This is a genomic window from Nonomuraea sp. NPDC004702 (assembly GCF_053601695.1).
Map to the genome: position 1 here is coordinate 1 of NZ_JBSGCE010000013.1, position 18535 is coordinate 18535.

Here is an 18535-nt window from a genome sequence, read left to right on the forward strand (position 1 = left end):
GGTTATGCATGTGTTTCATGCACTGGCTTTTAACACACTGTTGAGTTCTCAAGAAACGGACGCGTACTTCCTCACCAGAACCCGTTCCCGGATCCTCGCTCAGAGGCGCTCACATTTCATGTCCTTCAGTCTACCAGATCCGGACGATTCTTGTCAAACCGCCCGATCCGGGAGCTTCCGGACCTGCTCCGTTTCGGAGCAACCCTGCTAACTTACTCTAACTTCCGGCCTTTGTCCAACCGCCAGGTCAGACAACCCGAAAGTCGGGGTTGATCAGAAGGGGTGTCGGGGCCGATCGGCCCCGCGTTGAAAACTCTAGCAGCCCTGAGGACGTCGAAGGTCCATCTTCGGTAACGAATGGACCTTCCCCGCGTTCGTATGCTCTAAACCCCGAGCCCGGACAGCTGCGCCTCAAGGCGCGCGATGTCCGCGGCGGCCTGCTCGGCCCGGCCCCGGACCTTGGCGACCACGTCGTCGGGCGCCTTGGACATGAACTGCTCGTTGCCCAGCTTGCCGGCCGCCTGCGCGGCTTCCTTCCGGGCTGCGGCCAGATCCTTCTCCAGGCGCTTGCGCTCGGCCACGACATCGATGGCGCCCGCGGTGTCGATCTCCACGGTCACCGCGCCCACGCTGAGGCGCGCTGTGGCGTCGAACGTCTCCGCCGGCTCGGTCAGCCGCAGCAACGCGCGGATCGCCCTCTCCTGGGCCTCCAGCGGCGTGCCGGACAACCCCAGACGGGCGGCCACCTTCTGGCCGGGCTTGAGCCCCTGGTCGGAACGGAACCTGCGGACCTCGGTGACGAGCTCCTGCAGCGCGTCGATCTCGGCCTCGGCCGCCGGGTCGGCGTAGCGGGCGTCCGTCTGCGGCCAGGGAGCCACGACGATCGACTCGCCACCCGTCACCGCCCGCCACAACTCCTCGGTGACGAACGGCACCAGCGGGTGCATCAACCGCAGCAACGCGTCGAGCACGTGCCCGAGCACGAGCCGGGTGTGTTCGAGCCCCTCCCCGAGCTGGATCTTGGCCAGCTCCAGGTACCAGTCGCAGACCTCGTCCCAGGCGAAGTGGTAGAGCAGGTCGGAGGCCTTGGCGAACTCGTACTCGTCGAAGGCCGCGTCGGCGGCGCTCACCACGGTCTGCAGGCGGGACAGGATCCAGCGGTCGGCCGCGGTGAGGTCGAGCCCGTCGAGCGAGCCCACCGCCGCGCCGTTCATCAGCGCGAACCTGGTGGCGTTCCAGATCTTGTTGCAGAAGTTGCGCGAGCCGGCCGCCCATTCCTCGCTCACCGCCACGTCGGCGCCGGGGTTGGCGCCGCGCAGCAGCGTGAAGCGGGTGGCGTCGGCGCCGAAGCGCTCGACCCAGTCGAGCGGGTCGACCACGTTGCCGAACGACTTCGACATCTTCTTGCCGTACTGGTCGCGGACCATGCCGTGCAGGGCCACGGTCTGGAACGGCGGACGACCGTCCATGGCGTAGAGGCCGAACATCATCATCCTGGCCACCCAGAAGAACAGGATGTCGTAGCCGGTGACGAGCACGGACGTCGGATAGAACTTCTCCAGCTCCGGGGTGGAGTCGGGCCAGCCGAGCGTGGAGAACGGCCACAGTCCGGAGGAGAACCAGGTGTCGAGGACGTCGGAGTCCTGGGTGTAGCCGGCCGGCGGCTCCTCGTCGGGGCCGACGCAGACGACCTCGCCGCCCGGGCCGTACCAGACCGGGATGCGGTGGCCCCACCACAGCTGACGGGAGATGCACCAGTCGTGCATGTCGTCGACCCAGTCGAAGTAGCGCTTGGCCAGCTCCGGCGGGTGGATGCGGGTGCGGCCGTCGCGCACGGCGTCGCCGGCGGCCTTGGCCAGCGGCGAGACGTTGACGAACCACTGCAGCGACAGCCGCGGCTCCACCACGGTCTTGCAGCGCGAGCAGTGGCCGACCGAGTGCAGGTAGGGACGCTTCTCGGCGACGATGCGGCCCTCGGCGCGCAGCGCGGCGACCACGGCCGGGCGCGCCTCGAAGCGGTCGAGCCCCTGGAAGGGGCCGTGGGCGGTGATGACGCCGCGTTCGTCCATGACGGTGAGGGACGGCAGCGAATGGCGGCGGCCGATCTCGAAGTCGTTGGGGTCGTGGGCCGGGGTGACCTTGACCGCGCCGGTGCCGAAGGCGGGATCGACGTGCTCGTCGGCGACCACGGGGATCATGCGGCCGGTCAGCGGCACCTCGACCATCGTGCCGACCAGGTGGGCGTAGCGCTCGTCCGAGGGGTGGACGGCCACGGCGGTGTCGCCCAGCATGGTCTCGGCGCGGGTGGTGGCCACGACGATCTCGTCGGAGTAGCGGATCGAGACGAGCTCGCCCTCGTCCTCGCTGTGCTCGACCTCGATGTCGGACAACGCGGTCAGGCAGCGCGGGCACCAGTTGATGATGCGCTCGGCGCGGTAGATGAGCCCGTCGTCGAAGAGCTTCTTGAAGATCGTCTGGACGGCCCGTGACAGCCCCGGGTCCATGGTGAAGCGCTCGCGCTCCCAGTCGACGCCGTCGCCGAGCTTGCGCATCTGGCCGAGGATCCGGCCGCCGGACTCCTCCTTCCACTCCCAGACGCGCTCGACGAACGCCTCGCGGCCCAGGTCGTGGCGGGACAGGCCCTGCTTGGCCAGCTCGCGCTCCACGACGTTCTGGGTGGCGATGCCGGCGTGGTCCATGCCGGGCAGCCACAACGTCTCGCGGCCCTGCATGCGGGCGCGGCGGGTCAGCGCGTCCTGGATGGAGTGGTCGAGCGCGTGACCGATGTGCAGGACGCCCGTCACGTTGGGCGGCGGGAGGACGATGCTGTACGGCACGCGCGAGCTGCCCGGGTCGGCGTGGAAGTAGCCTTCGGACACCCAGCGCTCGTAGCTACGGGTCTCGACGTCGGCCGGCGTGTATTGGGTGGGCAGCTCTTGCGTTGTCACAAGCACCAATTCTAGGGAGCCGGACAAGCGAAACGCCCCCGGGACGAACCCGGGGGCGTTTTTAGCGGACGGTCAGGCCGACTTCTCGCGCGGCGTGCGCTGCTGCTTGGCGGCGAGCTGGTCGCGCGGGACGAGCGTCGGGATCGCGTGTTCCAGCACCGACTCGCGGGTGATGACCACGCGGGCGACGTCCTGGCGGGAGGGCACCTCGTACATGACGGACTGGAGCACCTCCTCCAGGATCGCGCGCAACCCGCGGGCGCCGGTGCCGCGCAGGATGGCCTGGTCGGCGATGGCCTCCAGGGCGCCGTCGGTGAACTCCAGCTCCACGCCGTCGAGCTCCAGCAGCTTGCGGTACTGCTTGACCAGCGCGTTGCGGGGCTCGGTGAGGATCTGAATGAGGGCCTCGCGGTCGAGGTTGTGCACCGAGGTGATGACCGGCAGGCGGCCGACGAACTCGGGGATCATGCCGAACTTCAGCAGGTCTTCGGGCATCACGTCGCCGAAGATGTCGGCCGTGTCGACCTCTTCCTTCGAGCGGATGATGGCGTTGAAGCCGATGCCCTTCTTGCCGATGCGCGACTCGATGATCTTTTCGAGGCCGGCGAAGGCGCCACCGCAGATGAACAGCACGTTGGTGGTGTCGATCTGGATGAACTCCTGGTGCGGGTGCTTGCGCCCGCCCTGCGGCGGCACCGAGGCCGTCGTGCCTTCGAGGATCTTCAGCAGCGCCTGCTGCACGCCCTCGCCGGAGACGTCGCGGGTGATCGACGGGTTCTCGCTCTTGCGGGCGATCTTGTCGACCTCGTCGATGTAGATGATGCCCGTCTCGGCCTTCTTGACGTCGTAGTCGGCGGCCTGGATGAGCTTGAGCAGGATGTTCTCGACATCCTCGCCGACGTAGCCGGCCTCGGTGAGGGCCGTCGCGTCGGCGATGGCGAAGGGCACGTTGAGCATCTTCGCCAGAGTCTGTGCGAGGAGAGTCTTTCCCGACCCGGTCGGCCCGAGCAGCAAGATGTTGCTCTTGGCCAGCTCAAGGCCGTCGTCTCTACCCCGGTCACCGGACTGCACCCGCTTGTAGTGGTTGTAGACCGCCACCGAGAGCGCCTTCTTCGCCTTGTCCTGTCCGATGACGTAGGCGTCGAGGAACTCGTAGATTTCCCTCGGCTTGGGCAGGTTGTCCCACTTGAGCTCGGAGGACTCGGAGAGCTCCTCCTCGATGATCTCGTTGCAGAGATCGATGCACTCATCGCAGATGTAGACGCCTGGACCGGCAATGAGCTTCTTGACTTGCTTCTGACTCTTCCCGCAGAAAGAGCACTTCAGCAGGTCTCCCCCGTCGCCGATGCGTGCCACCCCAGATACTCCTTTGCGTGGGACCGCCCTGCTCACGCGAGCAGTGTCTCCGGACATCCTCCGGACTAGGCCGAACCGCTCAGGTTTCGACGTTACCGTCTTCTGGGCCCTCAGTGAGCCCCCTAGCGGCGAGTCGCACCGGAACGTGCCCTATTGGGCAGCGCTCCGGTGCGTCACATCTCAACTAGGAAGCGACGGCCTGAGCTCGTTTCTTCCTGGTCGGGATGATGTCGTCGATCAGACCATACGCCTTTGCCTCGTCCGCGTTGAGAATTTTGTCGCGTTCGATGTCCTTGCGGATGTCGGCGGAGGCCTTGCCCGTGTGCTTCGCCACGATGTCCTCAAGGAGGGATCGCATGCGGAGGATCTCGCGGGCCTGGATCTCGATGTCGCTTCCCTGGCCACCGCCCTCGGTGGAGGGCTGGTGGATCAGCACCCGGGCGTTGGGCAGCGCGAAGCGCTTGCCCGGGGTGCCGCCGGCCAGCAGCACGGCCGCGGCGGACGCGGCCTGGCCGAGGCAGACGGTCTGGATCTCCGGCCGGACGAACTGCATCGTGTCGTAGATCGCCGTCATGGCCGTGAACGAGCCGCCGGGCGAGTTGATGTAGATGCTGATGTCACGGTCGGGGTCGAGCGACTCCAGCGTCAGCAGCTGGGCCATCACGTCGTTGGCCGACGCGTCGTCGATCTGCACTCCGAGGAAGATGATGCGGTCCTCGAAGAGCTTGTTGTACGGGTTCATCTCCTTCACGCCGTAGGACGTGCGCTCGACGAAGGAGGGGAGAACGTAACGGCTCTGGATGTTCATGTCAGCTCCCCCTAGGAGACCGGGCCCACGGAGGGCACCTGCCGCGCGCTGCGCACCACGTGATCGATGAAGCCGTAGTCCTTCGCCTCCTCGGCCGTGAACCAGCGGTCACGGTCGGAGTCGGACTCGATCTGGTCCAGCGGCTGCCCGGTGTGGAAGGCGATCCGCTCGGCGAGCGTCTTCTTCACGTAGAGCATCTGCTCCGCCTGGATGGCGATGTCGGCCGCGGTGCCGCCGATGCCGCCGGACGGCTGGTGCATCATGACGCGGGCGTGCGGCAGGCCGTAGCGCTTGCCGCGGGCGCCGGCGGTGAGCAGGAACTGCCCCATGGAGGCGGCCATGCCCATCACCACCGTGGACACGTCGTTAGGCACATATTCCATCATGTCGTAAATCGCCATACCGGCACTCACCGAGCCCCCCGGCGAGTTGATGTACAGCGTGATGTCGCGCTCGGGGTCGTCGGCCGCGAGCAGCAGCAGCTCGGCGCAGATCCGGTTGGCGATCTCGTCGTTGACCTCCTGACCGAGCACGATGATGCGCTCACGCAGCAGGCGCTGGTAAAGCTGGTCCTCAAGCCGGAAGGACGAGCCGTTCTCACGGCCTCGCGACTCAGGCTGATAGAAGGTCGGCGGGCTGGTCACAGCGTCACCTTCCGATGCGTCGTAAGTGATTGGCTTTGCTTGTGACCTTAACGCGCGACGCCCACAGGTCATGCCCGGTCCCCCGTACTGTTCGCTGACGGCGCAGGTCTGGGCGGCCGGTCTTCTGTCAGCCTACGCCGTTCCTCCACGTCCAGCTCATGGTCCGGCTCTGTGGGCGTTTCGGCAGGAATGGTGCCGTGCTGGTGGGGCTCATGGAGCTTGTGGGGTTGCGTGCCGGTGGATGCCGTCCGGCGCCGGGGGGCGGTCGCGCGGGCGGTGGCGGTGAGGGGCTGTCGAGCCGTCGAAGGGCGGCCCGCGCGCCTGAGGGGCCGTTCGCGCTCCGCGGGATCGTCAGGTGCCTTGTGGGCGCGTACACGCGCTCGGCCGTGCTCGCGGACGCGGAAGGCGCGCCGCCGCGGCCGGACAGCACGAAGCCCCCGAACCCATGGGGTTCGGGGGCTTCGGGGAAGGTCAGGCTTCGGCCTTCTCCTCGGACTCGGCGGCCTCGTCGGCCTCCTCCTCGACCGGGGCGCCGTTGATCTCGGCGTAGATGGCCTTGAGGTCGACCTCGTTGCCCTCGCTGTCGACGACCTTGGCGGCGTCGCCCAGCACGGACTTGGCCTTGTCGCGGACGATCTCGACCATGGCCAGCGTGAGCTGGTCGTTGTCGGCCAGGTGCTTGGCCAGCTCGTTGGGCTGGACGCCCATCTCCATGGCGCGGCGCACCACGAAGTTGGTCAGCTCCTGCTCGTTGACGCCCAGCTCCTCGGCCTTGACGATCTTGTCGAGCACGAAGCCGACCTTGAGCGCCTTGGCGGAGTTGCTGTCGAACTCGGCGAAACGCTCCTCCTCTGTCGTCTGGTACAGACGGAAGAAGGCGTCGCGGCTGAGGCCGCTCTCGGCGATCTGGTGGTCGAGGTTGTGCTTGCGGGCGTCGACCTCGGCCTTGAGCGCGCTCTCGGGCAGCGGGATGTCGATCTTCTCGAGCAGCGCGTCGAGGGCCTTCTCGCGGGCCTGGACGACCTGGTCGATGAGCTTGTTGCGGCGGGCCTGCTCGCGGATGCTGGCCTTGAGCTCGTCGAGCGTGTCGAACTCGCTGGCGAGCTGGGCGAACTCGTCGTCGAGCTCGGGCAGGACCTTCTCCTTGACCGACTTGACGTTGATGATCACGTCGGCCTCCTCGCCGGCGTTCTCGCCGCCGACGAGCTCGGTCTTGAAGCTCTTCTCCTCGCCCGCGGACATGCCCACGAGGGCGTCGTCGAGGCCCTGGAGCACCGAGCCGGCGCCGACCTCGTAGGAGACCTCGCTGGCCTGCTGCTCCTCGATGTTCTCGCCGTTGATCTCGGCGCGCAGGTCCATCACCACGAAGTCGCCGTTGGCGGCCGCGCGCTCGACGCCGGTCAGCGTCGCGAAGCGCTGGCGCAGCGAGTCGAGCTGGGCGTCGACGTCTTCGTCGGAGACCTCGGCGGAGTCGACGGTGATCTCGGCGCCCTGGTAGTCGGCGACCGGCCGCGCGCCTCGCGGACGAAGCACAGCGCCACCGCGCCCGCCACGGGCCCGGCGGCCAGGGTGGCGAACGCGGCGGAGAAGGAGCCGCCGGCCTGGTAGACCGCCCCCACGACGACCGGCACGGTCACGCTGCCCAGTTGCGCCACCGCGTTCGTCGCGCCCGCCGCCGAGCCGGCCAGCGCCGTCCCCGACAGGCCGGGCACCATGGCGATCAGCAACGGCGAGTACAGGTACGCGCCCAGCCCCGCGAACCCGGCCGTCACCAGGAACGCCGTCTCCGTCTCCATGTGCCCGAACAGCAGCAGGCAGCCGGCGAAGGCCACCAGCACGGCGACCGCCGGGCGTTTGCGCCCCCGTCCGGCCAGGTCGGTGGCCAGGCCGATGACCGGTTTGCCCACCGCGCCCGCCGCCGCGAACACCACGACGACCGTCCCGGCCGCCACCGGGTCGAGCCCGTGCCCCTTCACCATGAGGGTGTTGGACCAGGTCACGAAGCCGTACGTGCCCCACAGCCCGCCGAAGCCGGCCAGGCCGATCAGCAGCAGGTCGCGGTCGCGGGCCAGGCCGCGCAGCGACGGGCGCGCGGCCGGCGGCTCGCGCCGGTCGCGCAGCAGTGTCAGGCACACCAGCGCGAGCCCCATCGACACGATCCCGAACAGGTGGTACGAGGCCCGCCAGTCGTACCACTGGATCAGCCGGGGCACGAGCACGTTGGCGATCATCGTGCCGAGCGACGAGGCCATGGTGAACACGCCCATCGCCAGCCCGCGCTCCCGCTCGCCGAACCAGGACGCGATGAGCTTGACGCCCGCCGCGAAGTCGGCCCCCGCGCAGAGCCCGATCAGCGCCTGCACCGCGATCCCGGCCCCGGCGGACGGCACGGACCCGAAGACGATCATGAAGCCGCCCGCCGTGAACAGCGACCCCGACAACACGACCCGGCTGCCGATCCGGTCGCCGAGCAGCCCGCCGCCGATGTTGGACAGCACGTAACCGACGTAGTACGCCGTCGCGAACGCCCCCAGCCCCGCCAGCGACACCCCCAGCGCCTCGCCCGCCTGCAGCGACGCGGGCCCCCAGGTGGAACGGTCGACGGAGGTCATGGTGAGCGAGGCCCAGCAGAGCAGCAGCACGACCCACCGCCGCAGGGACCGGGGCTCGACCGAGGGTGACAGTGCGTAATCGCTCACGTGCGATGACGCTACTGCCTCACCCCGCGCCTTGTGACTCTCTGTACTTGAGCTATGACAATCTGCTACTCTCGGCGGTCCTTCCAGACCACGTCGAGGGGACCTCGAAATGTTCAAGAGAAGACGCGGATCAGCCGGCCTCGCGATCGCCGCCGCCGTGGCCGGCATGCTGGCCTCCACAGTGCCGGCCGGGCCGGCCCGCGCGGCCGCCCCCGTCCCGCTGCCCCACCCCTACCCCGGTTTCGGCCCCGCCTGGCCGGCCCCGGCGGGCACGGCCCACGTCCGCAACCCCGCCCAGGCCGCCCCCGGCGGTCATGGCCCGCTGAACAAGATCGCCTCCGGGGTGTCGTGACCCCCGCACCGGCGCAGGCGCCGGGCGTCGGCGCACGGCGACGCCCGGCCCGTCCACTCCGCCGGGACCCCTCCGCCTGATCATCCGTAGGGCCGACGCGGCACGGGGATCAGGCGCCGGGCGCTCCCCCGGGCCCGTCGGCGAAGTGCCGCAGCACCATTTCGATCAGCGCGTCGACGTCGGACTCGACCATCGGCTCGCCGGTCATGCCCATCCGGTGGAGCAAGGTGCCGACGACGACGTCGATGTAGAGCAGGACGCGCTGCTCCGGCTCGCCGAGCGCCTCCTGGAGCGCCAGCCGGTACGGGTCCTGGAACCGGGTGGACAGGACCTCGCGCAGGGCCGGATCGCTGACGGCGTCGCTGAACACGCCCGCGAACGCGTCGCCCGTGCCCGGCTCGCTGATCTTCCCCGCGATCCAGCGGACGATCGAGGACATGATCTCGGCCCGGTCGGCGCCCTCCAGCGGCGCCGGACCGAACGCGTCGAGCAGGCAGTCGACGATCAGCTCGCCCTTCGTCGGCCAGCGCCGGTAGACCGTCGTCTTCGCCACACCGGCCGCGGCGGCGATGCGCTCGACGGTGGCCCGCGCGTAGCCGAGCTCGTGGACGGTGCGCAACGTGGCGGCGAACACCTCGGCGTTGACGCCGGTGCGCGGGCGACCGGGCGGTCTGGCGGAAGTGCTCGCTCGGGACATGCCTGAACGATATCCGATTGCGCTACCTTAAGTATCGATACTTCAGGTAGCGGAATTGGAGGACCCATGACCGGCAGCCGCGAAACGAGCCGGGGACACCGGCCGGCCCCCGAACCGCCCGAGGCCGTCCCTGAACCGCCCGAGGCTGTCCCGCCGCCGGAACCGGGTGCGGGCGGGCTGCTGCGTCCGCACGTCCCGGCGTTCGTCGCCGTCGTCGTGTCGCAGGTGATCGGCGCGGTCGCGGGCCTGGCGCCGCTGCTGGCGGTCGTCGAGGTGGGCCGCGTCCTGCTGTCGCCGGGCCCGGTGGACGCCGGGCGCGTCCGGGTCGCGGTGCTCGCGGGCGTGGCCGGGCTGTTCGTGCGGCTGCTGCTGACGGGCGCGTCGTCGGGGCTCGGACACCTGCTCGACGGCCGGGTGCAGCTGTCGTTACGGCGGCGGCTGGCGGACCGGCTCGGGCGCGTGCCGCTCGGCTGGCTGTCCACCCGCCGCACGGGCGAGCTGGCCAAGGTGGTGGGCGAGGACGTGAGCGCGGTGCATCCGTTCATCGCCCACGCCCCCGGCGACCTGGCCGCGGCGTTCGTGGTGCCGGCGGTGTCGCTGGTCTACCTGCTGACCGTCGACTGGCGGCTCACCCTGATCACGCTGATCCCGGTGGCGCTGGCCCTGGCGCTGGTGCCGCTGATGATGCGGCCCGCGCGGCTGCGCGAGCAGGAGGAGTTCGACGCCGCCATGGGGCGCATCGCCAGTTCCGTCGTGGAGTTGGTGCAGGGCATCGCGGTGGTCAAGGCGTTCGGCGGCGCCGGGCGCGCCCACCAGGCTTTTCTGCGCGCCGCCGACGACTTCGCCGGCACCTTCGGCCGGTGGGCGCGCGGCATGTCGCTGATCGCGGCGGGGATGCAGGTCGCGTTGTCGCCGCCGTTCGTGCTGCTGGTCGTGCTGGCCGGCGGCGCGGCCCTGATCACGGACGGCGGCCTGGCCCCGGCCGACCTGCTGCCCTTCCTGCTGCTCGGGCTGGGCCTGACGGCCCCGGTCGCGGCGCTCGGCCACGGCTTCGACGACCTGCAGGCGGCCCGGCGCGCGGTGGGCCGGATCAAGGACGTGCTCGCGGTGCCGCCGCTGCCGGAGCCCGTCCGTCCGGTCGTGCCCCGGGGGCACCGGATCGAGCTGCGGGACGTGCGGTTCGCCTACGACGACGGCCGCGAGGTGCTGCGCGGGATCGACCTGGAGCTGGAGCCCGGCACGGTCACCGCGGTCGTCGGTCCGTCGGGCGGCGGGAAGTCCACGCTGGTGCGGCTGTTGCCGCGGTTCTTCGACCCGACGCACGGCTCGGTCGTCCTGGGCGGGGTCGATCTGCGCGAGATCGGCAGCCGGGAGCTCTACCGGCGGGTCTCCTTCGTCTTCCAGGACGTCCGCCTGCTGCGCGCGTCCGTCGCGGACAACATCGCGCTGGGCGTGCCGGACGCCGGCCGCGAGGAGATCGTGCGCGCCGCCCGGCTCGCGCACATCCACGACCGCGTCCTGGAACTGCCCCGCGGGTACGACACGGTGATCGGCGAGGACACCGGCCTGTCCGGCGGCGAGGCGCAGCGCATCTCGATCGCCCGCGCGCTGCTCGCCGCCACGCCCGTGCTGGTGCTCGACGAGGCCACCGCCTTCGCCGACCCGCAGACCGAGCAGGCGGTGCGCCGCGCCCTGGCGACCCTGGAGGGCGAGCGGACGATCCTGGTCATCGCCCACCGCCTGGAGACCGTCATCGACGCCGACATCGTCGCCGTCCTGGAGAACGGGACGATCGTCGAGCGCGGCAGGCCCGCCGACCTGCTGGCGCGGGACGGGCGGTTCGCCGCGTTCTGGCGGTCCCACCGATCCGCGCTCACCGACGAGACCGAAGCCCATGACGCCGTGCCGCAAGGAGAACGATCCCGATGATCCGCATGTTGCTGCGCGTGCTGGGACACCGCTACGCCGGGCCCGCGCGCCGCACCGTGGCCCTGATGACGACGACCGCCGTGGCCGAAGGGCTGTCCTACGCGCTGCTGGTGCCCGTGCTGCGGGCGCTGTTCGGCGGCGCGCCCGCGGACGTCTGGCCCTGGCTGGCCGCGTTCGGGGCCGCGGTCGCGGTCTATGCCGGGCTGCGCTACACCAGCGACCTGGCCGGCATGCGGGTGGGGACGTCGATGTTGCGCGGCATGTACCACCGGCTCGGCGAGCACCTGGCCCGGCTCCCCCTCGGCTGGTACGACGCCGGCCGGGTGGGCGAGGTGTCCGTGATGGCCAGCCGCGGCCTGTTGCAGGCCATGGGCATCATCGCCCACCTGCTGGCGCCGTTCGTCTCCGCGCTGGTCACGCCGTTGACCATCGTCGCCGTGCTGTTCACCGTCGACTGGCGGGCGGGGCTGGCCGCGCTGGCCGCCGCGCCCGTGGTGGCGGCGGTCCAGAGCTGGACGGCACGCTCGACGGCGGCGGCCGACGCCGAGCGCCACGAGCGCGACAAGGAGGCCGCGGGGCGGGTCGTCGAGTTCCTCCAGACCCAGCCGGTGCTGCGGGCCGCGGGCCGCACCGGCGAACGGTTCGCGCTGCTCGACGACTCGCTGCGCGAGGTGCGGCGCGCCTCCCGCCGTACGGTGGTCTCGACGTTGCCCGGCGTGGTGGGGCTGGCGCTGGTGGTGCAGGCCGCGTTCAGCTCGATCCTGGCGCTGGGCGCCTACCTGGCGCTGGGCGGGGAGCTCGGCGTGGCGGAGGTCCTGGCGGTGCTCGTGCTGACCGCCCGCTGCGCGGACCCGCTGCTGTCGCTGTCGGAGGTCGGTGGCAAGCTGCGTGCCGCGCGGTCCGTGCTGGCCAGGCTGGACGCGGTGCTGCGCACCGAGCCGCTGCCGGAGCCGCGCGAACCGGTCGAGCCGGCACGCCACGACCTGGCGTTCGAATCGGTCGCCTTCCGGCACGGCGACCGCGCGGTGCTCGGCGACGTGTCGTTCTCCGTGCCCGAGGGGCAGCGGCTCGCCGTGGTCGGGCCGTCGGGGGCGGGCAAGAGCACTTTGCTGCAACTGCTGGCCCGCTTCCACGACGTGGACGCGGGCGCGGTCCGCGTGGGCGGCGTGGACGTGCGCGACATGAGCACCGAGACGCTGATGAGCCGGATCGCCGTCGTCTTCCAGGACGTCTACCTCTTCGACGGCACGATCGAGGACAACGTGCGGCTCGGCCGTCCGGACGCCGACGAGGCCGAGGTGCGGGCGGCGGCCACCGCGGCCCGGCTGGACGAGGTGGTCGAGCGGCTGCCCGGCGGCTGGGCGGCGAACGTCGGCGAGGGCGGGGCGCTGCTGTCCGGCGGTGAGCGTCAGCGCGTCTCGATCGCGCGGGCGCTGCTGAAGGACGCCCCCGTCGTGCTGCTGGACGAGGTGACCTCCGCGCTGGACCCGGTGAACGAGGCGGCCGTCCACGAGGGCGTCGAGCGCCTGATGGCGGGGCGCACGGTGGTCATGGTCGCCCACCGCATGCGGACCGTCCGGCGCGCCGACCGCGTCGTCTTCCTCGACGGCGGCCGGATCGTGGAGGCGGGCGGCCACGACGAGCTGCTGCGCCGCGGCGGCCGGTACGCCGGATTCTGGCACGTCTCGACGGCCGTCCCGGACTCGATAATGGAGTGAACCTTCTGGATCATGTGCGTACTGTGACGAAGGTGGATCCAGCTGACTTCTACACCGGCCTCGTCGCGGAGCTCTACGGACCGCTGAAATCCGTCTCCCAGGACCCGGAGCCCTATGCCGCCTTCGTCGAGCGTACCGGCGTCCCCGCGCTGGAGCTGGGCTGCGGGGACGGCGATCCCCTGCTGGAGCTGCGCCGGCGCGGCCTGGAGGTCGACGGCGTCGACTCCTCGGCGGACATGCTGGCCCGGCTCCGGCGCCGGGCCGGCGAGCTGGACGTGTCCGTGACGCTGTTCCACCAGCGCATGGAGAGCCTGAGCCTGCCCCGCCGGTACCGGGCGATCTTCCTCGCCGGGCCGACCTTCACCCTGCTCCCCGACGACGCCACGGCCCTGGCCGCCCTGCGCGGCATCCGCGCCCACCTGGACGAGGGCGGCGTCGCGCTGGTGCCGCTGTTCACCCCCGACCCGGCCCCGGCCGACCAGATCGGCCGGGCGCGCACGGCCGTCGCCCCCGACGGCGCCGACCTGCGGGTGTCCGTCGTCTCCCAGCGACGCGACGAGACCGCCCGGACGCAGACGACCCTGCTGCGCTACGAACGCCACCACGGCCCGGACGTCACCGTCGCCGAACGCCCGTGGGTCCTGCACTGGTACCCCCGCGAGGTGTTCGCGGAGCTGGCCGCGGCCGCCGGCCTGGCCGTGACCGCCGTCACCGACCCGGACGGCCACCCCGCCCCCGCCCACGCCACCGACCTGCACGTCCACCTCGAACCCGCCGCCTGACGCGGCGGCGGGCCCGCGCAATGTCGTCGTAAGTCGTCGTGCGTCTTCGCGCGTTCGCGGCACGTCCGCCGCGCCGCCCGGGGCATCATGCCCCATGCCGAACACGCAGGCCAGGAGCCTGTTTCCGACCGAACTGGGACGTAACGGGCTGCTGGTCGTCGCGGCACGGGCGCTGCGGACCTTCGGCTACGGATGCACCAGCGTGCTCCTCGCCGAGCTGCTCACCCAGGACGGCGACGCCCCCTGGCAGACCGGCCTGCTGCTGGCCGTGGCCGCCGCCGGATCGGTGTTCGCGAGCCTGCTGCTGGGCCTGTTCGCCGACGTGTGGGGGCGGCGCCGGACGCTGGTCGCCTGCGGCTGCCTGATGGCGGTGACCGGGGCCGTGTTCGCGCTCAGCGAGTCCTACCCCGTCCTGATCGCCGCCGCCTTCATCGGGACGATCTCGCCCTCCACCAACGACAACACGCCCTTCTCCGGGGTGGAGCAGGCCATCCTCGCCCAGACCTGCGCCCCGGCCCGGCACACGTCCGTCTTCACCTGCTACAACGTCACCGCCCTGGCCTCCGGCGCGCTGGGGGCGCTGGCCGCCGCCGCGCTCGGGCTCCAGACCTGGACGTCGGCCCCCGACGCCGCCTTCGCCCTCTACGCGCTCCTGGCGGCCGGGACCGTGACGCTGTTCTGGAACCTGACGCCGCAGGCCGAGCCGCCCCGGACCGCGCCCGCCGGCCCGGAACGGCGTCGCGGGCGGGTGCCCGGCCAGATCCGGCTGCTGGCCGGGCTGTCCGCGCTGGACGCCCTGGCCGGCGGGCTGGCCGTCCAGGCGGTGCTGGCCTGGTGGTTCGCCCATCGCTTCGGCGCGACGACCACCCAGCTGGGCCTGGTGTTCTTCGCCGCCAACCTGCTGCCGGCCCTGGCCCAGCTCACCGCGCCGCTGCTGGCCGCCCGGCGCGGCCTGCTGGCCACGATGCTCCTCCCCCACACCGTGGCCAACCTGCTGCTGGCCTGCATCCCGTTCGCCCCGGACCTGGCCGCCGCCGTCGTCCTGCTGCTGCTCCGCCAGACGGTGTCCAAGATCGACGTACCGGCGCGGCAGGCGTTCACGGCCGCGGTCGTCCCGGCGGGGCAGCGTACGGCCGCCGCCAGCATGACCAGCCTGGCCCGCAGCGTCGCCGTCTCGGTCGCCCCGATCGCCGCCACCACCATGCTGACCGGCACGCTGGCCGCGCTGGGCGCTCCCCTGCTGCTCGGCGCGGCCCTGGGCCTGGGCTACGACCTGGCGCTCTGGCGCGCCTACCGCGGCGTGCCCCTGTCCTGAGAAGGACGCCGGTCAGCGCCGCAGCCTCGGGTCGCGGGCGGGGTCGGCGTACGTGCGCGGGCAGCCGCGGCCGGCGGCTGCCGGACGCAGTTCGTAGTGCCAGGGCTCGTTCCGGTAGATCTGGCACAGCCCGTACGCGGCGCCGTGCGCCGACAACCATCCGGCGGCGGCCGCCCCCAGGTCCACCGCCTCCCCCGACACGTGCAGCGACGTGTCCGGGGAGGCGACCCATCGGGCGGCCTCCCGCTCCGAGCCGTACCGGGCGACCGCCTCCCGGCGCAGCCGTTCCTGGTAGGCCGGGGAACGCCGGCCGCTGTTGACGACGAACTCGACGCCGTCGCCCGCGGCCTCGGCCGCCGCCCGGCGCAGGGCCCGGAGCAGGTCGGCGTCGAGGCCGGCGACGGCCGGGACCCCGTCGTCGAAGACCGTCACGCCCTCGGGCACGGCCCCCTCGGCCTCGTCGTACGCCGAGACGGTCAGGGACGTCACCGCCCGGTGGACGACGACGCCGGCCGCGAGCGTCCCGCCGAGGACGACGAGCGCGGCCACCAGGGCCGACCGGGTCCGGCGGGCTGCCGTTCGTGCTGGTCCGCTGGGTGTCATGCCGCCAGTCAAGGCAGCGGGCCGTTGCCGGCCCGTATGGGATTTTTCATATGCCGGCGATAGGCCCCGGGCCGTACGGTCAGGGGTATGCGGGTACTGATCGTCGAGGACGAGCCCTATCTGGCCGAAGCCGTCCGCGACGGCCTGCGCCTGGAAGCCATCGCCGCCGACATCGCCGGCGACGGGAACACCGCCCTGGAGCTGCTGAGCGTCAACGCCTACGACATCGCCGTCCTCGACCGCGACATCCCGGGCCCCTCGGGCGACGAGATCGCCGGGCACATCGTCGCCTCCGGCAGCGGCATGCCCATCCTCATGCTCACCGCCGCCGACCGGCTCGACGACAAGGCCAGCGGGTTCGAACTCGGCGCCGACGACTACCTCACCAAGCCCTTCGAGCTGCGCGAACTCGTGCTCCGCCTCAGAGCGCTCGACCGCAGGCGGGGCCACAGCAGGCCGCCGGTGCGCGAGATCGCGGGCCTGCGCCTCGACCCGTTCCGCCGCGAGGTCTTCCGCGACGGCCGCTACGTCGCGCTCACCCGCAAGCAGTTCGCCGTGCTCGAAGTCCTCGTCGCCGCCGAGGGCGGGGTCGTCAGCGCCGAGGAGCTCCTGGAGCGGGCGTGGGACGAGAACGCCGACCCCTTCACCAACGCCGTCCGCATCACGGTCTCGTCCCTGCGCAAGCGCCTCGGCGAGCCCTGGGTGATCGCCACCGTGGCGGGGGTCGGCTACCGCATCGACACGGCGCCCGCCGCCGGGCGCGAGGGGGAGGATCGTGGGTAGGGCCCCCGGGCTGAGCGTGCGGCTCAAGCTCACCCTGAGCTACGCCGGATTCCTCGTGGTCGCGGGCCTCGTGCCGCTCGGCGCCGTGGGGGTGTACTACATGCGCGGTCTGCCCGACGACGCCATCTACTCCACCGGCGACTTCATGGTCAACCGCTCGGCCATCCTGCGGTCGTTCGCCCCGGTCGCGGCTCTCGTGCTGGCGTTCCTGCTGGTGTTCGGGCTCGTGGGCGGGTGGCTGCTGGCCGGCCGGATGCTCGCGCCCCTGACCCGCATCACCGACGCCGCCCGCAGGGCCACCGGCGGCTCGCTCTCCCACCGCATCCGCCTGCCGGGCCGCGCGGACGAGCTGCGCGAGCTCGCCGACGCCTTCGACACCATGCTCGTACGGCTCGAAGCGCACGTCGCCGAGCAGCGGAGATTCGCCGCCAACGCCTCCCACGAGCTGCGCACCCCGCTCGCCGTCGCCCGGACGCTGCTCGACGTCGCCCGCACCGACCCCACCCGCGACCCCGCCGAGCTGATCGACCGCCTCCACCTGGTCAACACCCGGGCGATCGACCTCACCGAGGCGTTGCTCCTGCTCAGCCGGGCCGACCAGCGGTCCTTCCCGCGCGAGCGCGTCGACCTGTCGCTGATCGCGGAGGAGGCCGTCGAGACGCTGCTGCCCCTGGCCGAGCGGCGCGGCCTCGCCGTCGAGACCGCCGGAGACCTGGCCCCCGCCACCGGCTCACCCGCGCTGCTGCTCCAGATGACGACGAACCTCGTGCACAACGCGATCGTGCACAACCTCGCCGGACAGGGCACGGTGTGGGTCACGACCGCCGTGCACGCCGGGACGGTGACCCTCACCGTCGAGAACACCGGCGACGAGCTGCCCCCTGACGTGGTCCCCACGCTGGTGGAGCCGTTCCGGCGGGGCACCGACCGCGTCCGCGCCGACCACGCGGGGGTCGGGCTGGGCCTGGCGATCGTCGGCAGCATCGTGCGGGCGCACGACGGGACGCTCGACCTCGTCCCCCGCCCGTCCGGGGGCCTCCGCGTCACCGTGCGCCTCCCGGCGGACGTCACGGAGGGCACCCACCGTCGGCGATCGCCCGCCGCCTGAACTCCGTGGGCGTCAGGCCGGTCGACTCGCCGAAGGCCCGGTAGAAGCTCGACCTCGTCTGGAAGCCGCTGGCGTGCGCGACCCGGTCGACGCCCCAGCCGGTGACCAGCAGCAACCGGCAGGCGTGGGCGACCCGCAGCCGGGTGACGTACTGCCAGACGGGCATGCCGAGGGCCCGCCTGAAGGCCAGGGCCGCGTAGGTGGGGTGCACCCCGGCGGCTTCGGCGATCTCCTCGACCGTCAGCCGCTCGGTGTAGCGGCGGGCGACGACGGCCAGCATGCGCTCGGCCGATCCGGCCGCCGCGGCTTCGGCGGGCGCCGTCTCGCGCGGCCCGCCGGTCAGGCGGGCCAGCCGGGCGTGCATCTCCAGCAGGCAGACCTCGGCCACGGCGGGGGCCGGCTCGTGGCGCAGCTCCCGGTCCCAGCGGCTCATGAGGAAACGGTCGTGCTCGCCCTCTGCGGCGGTGCCGTACAGGAAATCTCCCGACAGCGCCCGCTCGACCGCGCCGCGCAGCGGGTCGTGGCCGATGACGGCGCTCAGCGGGACGGTGGCCCAGAGAAAGTCCACGCCCTCGGCCGTGAGCAGCCGGTGCGGGTAGCCGCCCCAGAAGACGGCGAGCCGGCCGGGCGGCAGGTCCACCTCGCCGCCGACGGTCGCGTACCTGGCGGTGCCCGACAGGACGAGGTTGAACTCGACCTCGGGGTGGATGTGGGAGCGGGGCATGGGGCCCGACGTCACGTGGAACGCCTGCAGGCCGATGACCTGGGCGAGAGACTGCACACCTTGAGGATA

The 18535-nt window shown here is 71.7% G+C and carries 16 protein-coding genes; 7 read left to right on the top strand and 9 right to left on the bottom strand.

The features are described from left to right. Positions 1-383: 383 nt before the first annotated feature. The 6 genes from ACWEJ6_RS18105 to ACWEJ6_RS18130 all read right to left on the bottom strand — a co-directional run bounded on the left by ACWEJ6_RS18105 (position 384) and on the right by ACWEJ6_RS18130 (position 8455). A complete protein-coding gene (locus tag ACWEJ6_RS18105) occupies positions 384-2957 on the bottom strand; it encodes a valine--tRNA ligase (RefSeq protein ID WP_452424765.1) in 2574 nt (857 codons plus the stop codon). Positions 2958-3020: 63 nt separating this feature from the next. After that, the gene (clpX, locus tag ACWEJ6_RS18110; RefSeq protein ID WP_185067261.1) at positions 3021-4304 is read right to left on the bottom strand and encodes an ATP-dependent Clp protease ATP-binding subunit ClpX; all 1284 of its coding nucleotides are present in this window, start codon (positions 4302-4304) and stop codon (positions 3021-3023) included. 184 nt (positions 4305-4488) lie between these two features. Continuing rightward, complete coding sequence (locus ACWEJ6_RS18115) at positions 4489-5112, bottom strand: ATP-dependent Clp protease proteolytic subunit (RefSeq protein ID WP_352323604.1); 624 nt, start codon at positions 5110-5112, stop codon at positions 4489-4491. An 11-nt stretch (positions 5113-5123) separates the two neighbouring features. Beyond that, positions 5124-5756 carry a ClpP family protease gene (locus ACWEJ6_RS18120; RefSeq protein WP_352323605.1) on the bottom strand — a complete coding sequence of 211 codons (633 nt, stop codon included), beginning with the start codon at positions 5754-5756 and terminating at the stop codon, positions 5124-5126. Between the two features lie 471 nt (positions 5757-6227). Next, entirely contained in the window at positions 6228-7238 is a 1011-nt protein-coding gene (gene tig / locus ACWEJ6_RS18125) for a trigger factor (protein ID WP_452425023.1), read from the bottom strand. Continuing rightward, positions 7157-8455, bottom strand: a complete 1299-nt coding sequence (locus ACWEJ6_RS18130) for an MFS transporter (RefSeq protein WP_452424768.1) — start codon at positions 8453-8455, stop codon at positions 7157-7159. Before ACWEJ6_RS18130 ends, tig begins: the two co-directional genes overlap by 82 nt. 109 nt (positions 8456-8564) lie before the next feature. Between ACWEJ6_RS18130 and ACWEJ6_RS18135 the strand changes: the two genes are divergently transcribed. Beyond that, positions 8565-8807 carry a hypothetical protein gene (locus ACWEJ6_RS18135; protein WP_452424770.1) on the top strand — a complete coding sequence of 81 codons (243 nt, stop codon included), beginning with the start codon at positions 8565-8567 and terminating at the stop codon, positions 8805-8807. 109 nt (positions 8808-8916) lie between these two features. Here ACWEJ6_RS18135 and ACWEJ6_RS18140 read toward each other — a convergent pair whose 3' ends face one another. Next, entirely contained in the window at positions 8917-9504 is a 588-nt protein-coding gene (locus tag ACWEJ6_RS18140) for a TetR/AcrR family transcriptional regulator (protein ID WP_452424772.1), read from the bottom strand. A 66-nt stretch (positions 9505-9570) separates the two neighbouring features. Between ACWEJ6_RS18140 and ACWEJ6_RS18145 the strand changes: the two genes are divergently transcribed. From ACWEJ6_RS18145 to ACWEJ6_RS18160, 4 genes are all read left to right on the top strand, one after another. Further along, a complete protein-coding gene (locus ACWEJ6_RS18145; RefSeq protein WP_452424774.1) occupies positions 9571-11433 on the top strand; it encodes an ABC transporter ATP-binding protein in 1863 nt (620 codons plus the stop codon). Next, a complete protein-coding gene (locus ACWEJ6_RS18150; protein WP_452424776.1) occupies positions 11430-13151 on the top strand; it encodes an ABC transporter ATP-binding protein in 1722 nt (573 codons plus the stop codon). The genes ACWEJ6_RS18145 and ACWEJ6_RS18150 overlap by 4 nt, the downstream gene beginning before the upstream one ends. Before the next feature lie 32 nt (positions 13152-13183). Next, on the top strand, positions 13184-13933 hold the full coding sequence (locus ACWEJ6_RS18155) for a class I SAM-dependent methyltransferase (RefSeq protein WP_452424778.1): 750 nt from the start codon (positions 13184-13186) through the stop codon (positions 13931-13933). A gap of 94 nt (positions 13934-14027) precedes the next feature. Then, on the top strand, positions 14028-15248 hold the full coding sequence (locus ACWEJ6_RS18160) for an MFS transporter (protein WP_452424780.1): 1221 nt from the start codon (positions 14028-14030) through the stop codon (positions 15246-15248). Between the two features lie 12 nt (positions 15249-15260). Here ACWEJ6_RS18160 and ACWEJ6_RS18165 read toward each other — a convergent pair whose 3' ends face one another. After that, a complete protein-coding gene (locus ACWEJ6_RS18165) occupies positions 15261-15851 on the bottom strand; it encodes a D-alanyl-D-alanine carboxypeptidase family protein (RefSeq protein WP_452424782.1) in 591 nt (196 codons plus the stop codon). An 87-nt stretch (positions 15852-15938) separates the two neighbouring features. Here ACWEJ6_RS18165 and ACWEJ6_RS18170 point away from each other — a divergent pair, with 87 nt between their 5' ends. Both ACWEJ6_RS18170 and ACWEJ6_RS18175 read left to right on the top strand, forming a co-directional pair. Next, the gene (locus ACWEJ6_RS18170; protein ID WP_387676592.1) at positions 15939-16634 is read left to right on the top strand and encodes a response regulator transcription factor; all 696 of its coding nucleotides are present in this window, start codon (positions 15939-15941) and stop codon (positions 16632-16634) included. Further along, complete coding sequence (locus ACWEJ6_RS18175) at positions 16627-17742, top strand: sensor histidine kinase (protein WP_452424784.1); 1116 nt, start codon at positions 16627-16629, stop codon at positions 17740-17742. Before ACWEJ6_RS18170 ends, ACWEJ6_RS18175 begins: the two co-directional genes overlap by 8 nt. Here the strand turns inward: ACWEJ6_RS18175 and ACWEJ6_RS18180 are convergent. Then, positions 17702-18523 carry a helix-turn-helix domain-containing protein gene (locus tag ACWEJ6_RS18180; protein WP_452424786.1) on the bottom strand — a complete coding sequence of 274 codons (822 nt, stop codon included), beginning with the start codon at positions 18521-18523 and terminating at the stop codon, positions 17702-17704. The two genes, ACWEJ6_RS18175 and ACWEJ6_RS18180, sit on opposite strands and share 41 nt — an antisense overlap. Positions 18524-18535 lie beyond the last annotated feature (12 nt).

Excerpts from the sequence above, each read along its gene's own strand:
- ACWEJ6_RS18115 (WP_352323604.1), bottom strand. The coding sequence starts at position 5,112 with ATGAACATCCAGAGCCGTTACGTTCTCCCCTCCTTCGTCGAGCGCACG.
- ACWEJ6_RS18135 (WP_452424770.1), top strand. The coding sequence starts at position 8,565 with ATGTTCAAGAGAAGACGCGGATCAGCCGGCCTCGCGATCGCCGCCGCC.
- ACWEJ6_RS18140 (WP_452424772.1), bottom strand. The coding sequence starts at position 9,504 with ATGTCCCGAGCGAGCACTTCCGCCAGACCGCCCGGTCGCCCGCGCACC.
- ACWEJ6_RS18145 (WP_452424774.1), top strand. The coding sequence starts at position 9,571 with ATGACCGGCAGCCGCGAAACGAGCCGGGGACACCGGCCGGCCCCCGAA.
- ACWEJ6_RS18150 (WP_452424776.1), top strand. The coding sequence starts at position 11,430 with ATGATCCGCATGTTGCTGCGCGTGCTGGGACACCGCTACGCCGGGCCC.
- ACWEJ6_RS18160 (WP_452424780.1), top strand. The coding sequence starts at position 14,028 with ATGCCGAACACGCAGGCCAGGAGCCTGTTTCCGACCGAACTGGGACGT.
- ACWEJ6_RS18165 (WP_452424782.1), bottom strand. The coding sequence starts at position 15,851 with ATGACACCCAGCGGACCAGCACGAACGGCAGCCCGCCGGACCCGGTCG.
- ACWEJ6_RS18170 (WP_387676592.1), top strand. The coding sequence starts at position 15,939 with ATGCGGGTACTGATCGTCGAGGACGAGCCCTATCTGGCCGAAGCCGTC.